This window comes from uncultured Chryseobacterium sp. (assembly GCF_913776365.1).
Taxonomy (GTDB): Bacteria; Bacteroidota; Bacteroidia; order Flavobacteriales; family Weeksellaceae; genus Chryseobacterium.
The window spans coordinates 1-8281 of record NZ_CAJYMO010000302.1 but is presented as its reverse complement, the minus strand read 5'-3'; the positions used below and the strand labels follow the sequence as shown (position 1 = coordinate 8281).

The 8281-nt window shown below is 47.8% G+C and carries 5 protein-coding genes and 1 tRNA gene; all 6 read left to right on the top strand.

Annotated features, from left to right (window positions below; genetic code table 11):
* Window positions 1–75, top strand: a tRNA-Thr gene (locus tag QZ735_RS15620).
* Between the two features lie 588 nt (window positions 76–663).
* Window positions 664–1344, top strand: coding sequence for a response regulator transcription factor (locus tag QZ735_RS15615; protein WP_294250242.1), 681 nt, complete (start codon window positions 664–666; stop codon window positions 1342–1344).
* A gap of 13 nt (window positions 1345–1357) precedes the next feature.
* Window positions 1358–2722: an ATP-binding protein gene (locus tag QZ735_RS15610; protein ID WP_294250239.1), complete on the top strand. Its 1365-nt coding sequence runs from the start codon at window positions 1358–1360 to the stop codon at window positions 2720–2722.
* 451 nt (window positions 2723–3173) lie between these two features.
* Window positions 3174–4415: a TolC family protein gene (locus QZ735_RS15605; RefSeq protein WP_294250238.1), complete on the top strand. Its 1242-nt coding sequence runs from the start codon at window positions 3174–3176 to the stop codon at window positions 4413–4415.
* A gap of 2 nt (window positions 4416–4417) precedes the next feature.
* Window positions 4418–5503: an efflux RND transporter periplasmic adaptor subunit gene (locus tag QZ735_RS15600; protein WP_294250237.1), complete on the top strand. Its 1086-nt coding sequence runs from the start codon at window positions 4418–4420 to the stop codon at window positions 5501–5503.
* Window positions 5504–5702: 199 nt separating this feature from the next.
* A partial coding sequence (locus QZ735_RS15595; protein ID WP_294250235.1) for a CusA/CzcA family heavy metal efflux RND transporter occupies window positions 5703–8281 on the top strand: 2579 nt, incomplete at its 3' end.

Sequence of the window (8281 nt, the reverse complement as noted above, 5' to 3'; positions counted from 1 at the left end):
GCCGACTTAGCTCAGCGGTAGAGTGCTTCCTTGGTAAGGAAGAGGTCACGGGTTCAAGTCCCGTAGTTGGCTCCATTTTTTAAAACATGTTGATTCCTCAGCATGTTTTTTTTGTTTACAGCGTTTTCGTACAGCCCCGCTGTATGGTACTGGCGTAATGAAGGGGCACAGCTATTCTCCACGGTAAAGAAACTGCTGCATCTACCATCCGCGGGACCATACACAGGAACAGGTTTTGCACCCGGTAGAAAAAGAGAATCATCACCCATCACTTACCGTCCATTATTTCCGGGAGCTGTTTCCGGCTCTCCGCTCATACTCCTCGCGCCTGGGCAGTCCATCCGCTCCGCCGCTATACCCCTCTGCACGCCAACCTTCCCACCCCGCTGTGGGGTAACCGCTAGGATCCGGGCTAGGGGCGGCAGTTTCCTTTTTTGCAGCCGGCCTTTCTGTATCTTGTGATCAGCATCAGGATGTGTATGGCAGACGGCAGGCTAAACCTATAAGGTTTCAAAAACCTTATAGGTTTGAATACGCATGAAGCTTTTATCTGCTATTATAGGTACGGGCTGAAAATTAAAATTAAATTAAAGTATTCCCCTCTTCTTTAACTTCCTTCACCATCCTGAAAAATTTTGGTACATTCGTATAAAATATTTTTTGATGAACATCCTGTTATTGGAGGACGACCTGATCCTGTCGGCGGAACTCTGCAAGTTTTTGGAATCGAACCATTTTACCTGTGATAAAATCTATGACGGCGAAACTTTCCTCCGCCAGATTAAAGACAACAGCTACGACCTTTACCTGCTGGACATCAATGTTCCCAAGATCAACGGGCTGGATGTCTGCCAGACCGTCCGCTCTTTCGATAAAAATACACCGATCATCATTATCTCGGCCTACGGGGACCTTTCGGATAAGAAAGACGCCTTTACCAGGCTGGCCGATGATTATCTGGTGAAACCCTTCCAGTTCGAAGAGCTGCTGCTGAGGATGAATTCCCTGATGAGGAGGAAAGCGCCCTCCGAAAATACCGACCACGAAATCATCAGGGTGGATGACCTCATCATCAATAAAAGCGAGCAGAAAGTCTACCGCGGTGGAAACGAAATCGGCCTTACCCTGAAAGAATTCCAGCTGCTGGTCTATCTGGCCGAAGCACAGGGAAGAACGGTCTCCAAACAGCAGATTACCGAGCACGTCTGGGAGCACAACTTCAACACCAATACCAATACCGTGGAAGTGTACATCAATTTCCTGAGGAAAAAGGTAGACAAGGATTTTAAAGTGAAGCTGATCCACACGCGGTCCGGCTTCGGATACTACCTGAGCCCGTTATAGAAAACCCACGCCTATGTCTTTAAAAAGGAAGATTGCCCTCAACCTGAGTATTGCCTTTTCACTACTTTTCGGCATCGTGATGGTGGTGATCTATATGTCGTTCAATGATTTCAGGCGGGAGGAATTCAAGGAAAGGTTCCGGCAAAGACTGGAGTTTACTTCCCACTTCATCGCCAAGTCCAAAGATTTTGAAGAAGAGGCACCGGTGTTTTTCAATGAAAATTCAGACAACATCATGCTGAATGAGACCATCCTGATCTTCAACAGCAAAAAAGAACTCATCTACAGCACCATCAAAGACCGCAATGTCACCTGGAACAATGCCCTGCTGAAGGAGCTGGATGAAAAGAAAGTCATTTATTCCGAGAAAACGGTCCCGGAAATTTACGCCGCCCTGCGTACCATCAACGGGGAAAACTACTATATCCTCACCAGTGCTTTCGATACCAACGGAAAATCCAAGCTGGCCTATCTGAAGTACCTGCTGATTACGGCCTACGTCATGAGTACGCTGCTGATCGGCTTCTTCAGCTATTATTTCATGGGACAGTTCCTGAAGCCGCTGGAAGACCTGAACCAGGAAATCTCGGAAATTACGGCCCATAAGCTTACCAAACAGATCCCGGTACGGAATTCCAATGATGAGATCGACGTACTGGCCAACTCCTTTAATACCATGATCGGCAGGCTGGATGATGTCTTCCAGTCACAGAAAGATTTTACCGCAAGTGCCTCCCATGAAATCCGGACACCGATTACCCGGATGGCCTTCCAGCTGGAAAACCTGATCAAGTTCGGGGAACATGCCCCGGAAACCCTGAATTCCCTGCGGCAGATCCGCCGGGATGTCTACCAGCTTTCGGACCTTACCAACTCCCTGATCCTGCTGACGAAATTCGATAAAGAAAACATCCAGAGCATCTACGAGGAAGTCCGGATCGATGAAGTGATTTTCGAATCCTTTGAAGCCGTGGAGAAAAGTTACCCGAACCTGAAAATGGATTTCCTGATTGCCGAGGAAACGTCTGACAACGGACTGCTGACCATCAAAGGCATACAGTCTTTGCTGGATATCGTGTTTATCAACCTCTTCAAAAATGCAGCGGTCTACTCGGATAATATGGAAGTGGATGTGCTGATTACGGAAACAGGCGAGCATGTTACGGTAGACGTTATCTCCCATGGCAATACCATTCCTGCAGAAGAACAGTCCCGGCTGTTTGAAGCTTTCCAGCGCGGGAAAAATTCACAGAATATTTCCGGCTCAGGCCTGGGGCTGAGAATAGTAAAACGCATCCTGGAATACCATGGTGCCAAAATCATTTATACGTCTACTGAAGCGATGGTGAACAAGTTCAGCGTGGTGTTCAATAAATAGCTGATAGCTGCTGGCTGCTGGCTTCTGGCTTCTGGCTTCTGGCTTTTGGCTTCCGGCATTCCGGTTAAGGACAGCAGACCGGTTTTTCATGGTTCCGATGGCTGCTGGCCGTATAATTTGATGACCTGCCTGATGTCCTATGCATGTGAACCATACAAAATGACGGGTTATATACTTTGTACTCAGTGAAACAGAAAGAACAGGAAACTGACCTGCGCTTACCGAGCTAATGAATGCTGTAAGCAATTTAAATTATTGAAAATAAATTGAATATAATATCATAAGATCTGCGTTATGTTACCTATTTTGCTCTGATCAATTCAATGGATTATCAATATACTGGAGATTAGCTTCTTTTATCCGGACCATTATCAATTTTAATATTTTTTTAAGGATTCTTTAAGAGCATTTTAATACCGTAAAAGCATTTTTGCATCATAAAACGAAAACAATGAACAAAATTGCAGGGCTTTTTGTCGTTATTTCCACTGTTATGATGGCGCAGCAACGGATGTCACTGACAGATTGCGAAGAATCTTTTCAAAGAAATAACCTGCAGCTGCTTGCGGAACAATACAACATAAACATAGCCGATGCCGATATCCTGCAGGCCAGAATCTGGGAACTTCCCCAACTGAGCGGTCAGATCAATGCTTATAATCCGCAGGACCGTAAAGTTTTTGATGCCGGCCATGCCAAGGGGGCACAGGTCACCCAGCTGATCTACATGGGCGGTAAAAAGAAAAACGAGATTGCTTTTGCAAAATCCAATAAAGAACTGGCCAGGCTGCAGTTTTCCCAGCTGCTGGCAGACCTGAGGACCCAGCTCCGTACGGCGTACTACAATCTGTATTACGAGCGGCTGAAACTTGAAAACACCAACCGCCAGCTCGGCTATATGAATGACCTGCTGGCAGCTTACAGGGTACAGTCGGCCAAAGGAAACGTATCGCTGAAAGACGAAGTGCGGCTGCAGAGCATCGTCATCCAGCTCAACAACGACAAAACGGGAATCAATAAGAATATTTTTGATTACGAACAGGATCTCAAAGTTCTTACGGGCATTGCAGAAGACATTGATCCGCAGCTTTCGGATGCGGAAGCCAAAGACATGCTTGCCGCCCAGCCGTTTGGTGATGAAACGGAACTGCAGAAAAAAGCCTTGGAAAACAATGCAGACTATCTTTATAATGTACAGCTGATAGACAACAGCAGGCTGTATGCACAATGGCAGAAATCACTGAACGTCCCGGACCTGAACCTCGGAGCCGGCTGGGACCAGAACGGCGGAACTTTTAAGAACGAAGTCAACCTGCTGGTGGGGATCCCGCTGCCGCTGTGGAAATCCAACAGGGGGAATGTGGACAGGGCCAATCTTGCCGTTCAGCAAAACCGGAAAAATACGGATTTCCGTAAGCTTACCCTTGAAACCAATGTACAGGCTGCTTACAGAACCTGGAAAGCGCAATATGACCAGCTGTCGCAGATCAGCACCCATGACCTGAACAATATGGACCTCGTCTACAACGGAATGCTGAACAATTTCCGCAAAGGCAATATCAGCCTGATCGAATTCGCGGATTTCATGGACAGCTACCGCGAAACCGCCCTTCAGATTTACGACATGAAAAACAGCCTTATGCAATCCGTAGAACAACTTAACCAACTTGTACAAACCAAAATCTTTTATTAAACATGAAAAAATATATTATTCCTGTCATGATCGCCCTGCTTCTTACCGCCTGCTCCAGGAAGGAAGCGGAGGCCAAACCGCAGGCGAAAAAAGGATTCGAGCTCAGCAACACCATGCTGAAATCGATCAGCCTGGCGAAGGTGGAGCGGAGCCACATCCGGGACGACTATAATTTCTACGGGAAAATTTCGGCCGATAAAAACAGCTATATCGATGTGTATCCATTGGTAGGGGGAAATGTGCTGAGCGTAAATGTGGAACTGGGAGACCATGTACAGAAAGGGCAGGTGCTGGCCACCATCAGGAGCACGGAACTCGCAGAGGTACAGAAAGACGTCAGCGATGCCAAAACCGATCTGGTGGTAGCCCGGAATAATCTTCGGGTAGCTAATGAAATGTATGAAGGCAAGCTGAATACCGAACGTGATGTGCTGGAAGCGAAAAGCCAGCTGCAGAAAGCTCAGGACCAGATGCAGAGGGCCGGTGCGGTAAGCACGGTGTACAATGTGAAAAAAGGGAATATCTACAGCGTGGTAGCTCCCATCAGCGGCTATATTGTCCAGAAGAATATCAACAAAGACATGCAGCTCCGGAGTGACCGCAGCGATAATATTTTTGATGTGGCCAATACCACCAATGTCTGGGCTATCATGAACGTGAACGAGTCGGATATTGACAAGATCAGCCTCGGCATGAAGGCGCAGGTTTCCACACTTTCCTACCCGGATAAGGTATTCGACGGAAAAATCGACAAGATTTTCAAAATCATCGATCCCCAGACCAATGCCATGCAGGCAAGGGTGGTGCTTGACAACCAGAACGGCCTCCTGATCCCGGAAAGCAAAGCCACCATCAAAGTTTCCACCTCTGAGAATACCACAGGCCTTACCATACCGTCAAAAGCAGTGATCTTCGATGACAACAGGAGTTTTGTGGTCATCTATAAATCCAGGACCGATGTAAAAGTGAAGGAAATCAAGGTGCTGAAGCAGGTGGGGGATGTTACTTATGTTTCGGAAGGGCTGTCGGAGGGTGAGCAGGTCGTGACCAACAACCAGTTGCTGATTTACCGCTCACTGAACAGCTGATAAACTGAACCAAGGTGCCATTACACATCATTCCGCTGAAGAGTGGATGGTCTTCACATGATTTTAATAATTCAGATTCAGTTTTTTTGCTGAATACAACACCCTGCAAACGTAAAAACATAGAGTTTGTCAGAGAAGTTTTTGTGCCTTTTGCGTTTATTACACATTCAAGGACTTTTCCAGGTAAAAAAAATCCATTATGAATAAATTCATTAAAAATATAATTGCTTTTTCGCTGAAAAACAAAGCCTTTACTTTTATCTGGGTTGCCGTACTGGCAGTCGCGGGCTTCATCAGCTTCAGGAATATGCCTATTGAAGCGTTCCCGGATGTTACCAATACCCAGATTGTTATCATTACCCAATGGAACGGGCGAAGCGCGGAAGAAGTAGAGCGTTTTGTCACCACGCCCATAGAGTTGGCCATGAGTCCGGTTCAGAAGAAAACCAGTGTGCGGAGCACGACCATGTTCGGGCTTTCCATTGTGAAAATTCTTTTTGACGACGGGGTGGATGATACTTTTGCCAGAAATCAGGTCAACAACCAATTAAGAACCGTTAGCCTTCCTGATGAGGTAGACCCTGAAGTGCAGCCACCCTACGGACCTACCGGTGAGATCTTCCGGTATACTTTACAGAGCCGGATCAAAGATTCAAGAGAGCTGCTTACCCTGCAGAACTGGGTAATCGACCGTGCATTGAGAGGCGTGCCCGGAGTAGCCGACATCAATGTTTTCGGAGGCCAGGACAAAGTATTCGAGCTGAGCATTGATCCGAGAGCCCTGGATAAGTACAACCTGACTCCGCTTCAGGTATACGACGCCGTTACGAAAAGCAACCTGAATGTAGGCGGCGATGTAATCGAGAAAAACGGGCAGGCCTATGTGGTCCGCGGAATCGGACTCGTAAAATCGGTAGCCGATATCGGGAACATTACCATTCAGAATGACAGCGGCAATCCGGTGCTGGTGAAAAATGTAGCGGAGGTCCATGAAGGCTCCATGCCAAGGGTAGGGCAGGCCGGGCTGAACGGCCAGGAAGATACCGTGGAGGGCATCGTGGTAATGCGGAAAGGCGAAAATCCGCGGGAAGTGCTGGTAGGGGTAAAAGCGAAGATTAAAGAACTCAATGAAAAGATCCTTCCGAAAGACGTGAAGATGGTAACGTTCTACGACCGGGACAACCTGATGGATTTCACCACCCATACCGTTATGCACAACCTGATCGAAGGCATTGTGCTGGTCACCGTCATCGTGCTGATCTTTATGGCCGACTGGAGAACCACGCTGATCGTTTCCATCATTATTCCGCTGTCCTTGCTTTTTGCTTTTTTATGCCTGAAAATGGCAGGCATGAGTGCCAATCTATTGTCGCTGGGAGCAGTGGATTTCGGGATTATCATCGATGGAGCCGTCGTCATGGTGGAAGGGCTCTTCGTGATGCTGGATCACAAAGCCCACAAATACGGGGACAAAAAATTCAATAAAATGGCCAAAGCGGGCTGGATCAAACAGACCGGAACCGGATTGGGAAAAGCCATCTTCTTCTCGAAACTCATCATCATCACTTCGCTGATCCCGATCTTTTCCTTTCAAAAAGTCGAAGGGAAAATGTTCTCGCCGCTGGCCTTTACATTAGGATTTGCCCTGATAGGGGCCCTGATCTTTACCCTGACTCTGGTTCCCGTGCTTTCCCACCTCCTGCTGAACAAAAACGTAAAGGAGAAGAACAACCCGTTCGTGAATTTCTGGGACCGTAGCGTGCTGCGGGGCTTCAACTATACTTTTAAACATAAAAAACTGAGCCTCATTGTGGCCCTGTCCTTCATGGCAGCCACTTTATTTTCAGGGAAATTCCTCGGAACCGAATTCCTGCCGCAGCTGAATGAAGGTTCGCTCTGGATTACTGCCGAAATGCCGATGAGTTCCTCACTAAAGGAATCCCTGAAAACAGCCGATCTCCTGAAAAAAGACATCATGAGCTTCCCGGAAGTAACGGATGTGCTGGCCCAGACCGGAAGGAGCAACGACGGCACCGACCCGAACGGTTTCGGATTCGTACAGTTTGCCGTTAACCTTAAACCCAAAGAAGACTGGAAGCGCAGCATTACTTATGAAGAGCTTATTGAGGAGATCGACACAAAACTGAGGAATTACCAGGGGATCACTTTCAATTATTCCCAGCCGATTTCCGATAACGTAGCGGAAGCGGTCGCCGGGTTCAAGGCGGAAAACGGCATCAAAATCTATGGCGACAACCTGCAGACGCTGGACAGGCTGGCGGAAGATGTGCTGAAGCAGATTAAAAATGTGCAGGGCGTAAAAGATCCCGGGATCATCAAGAATATAGGACAGCCGGAAGTGAGCGTGGTGCTCGACCGGGATAAGATGGCCGCTTACGGAGTAATGCCGGACGATGCCCAGTCGGTACTGGAAATGGCATTCGGCGGGAAAACCGCTTCCGAAATGTTCGACGGTGAAAGGAAGTTCCCCATCCGCCTCCGCTATGCCCAGGAATACCGGAAGGACGAAAACGATATTGCCGCCCTGATGGTTCCTACCCAGGACGGTGCCAAAATCCCGCTGAAAGAAATCAGCACGATTGAGAAGGACAACGGGGCGGCCTTCATTTACCGGGATGATATCAAACGGTATATCGGAGTGAAATTTTCCATCCGCGACCGTGATCTCGGAAGCACCATTGCCGATGCCCAGAAGGCCGTATCCAACATCGAAATCCCGGATGGATATTCCTTAGGGTGGACCGGCCAGTTTGAAAA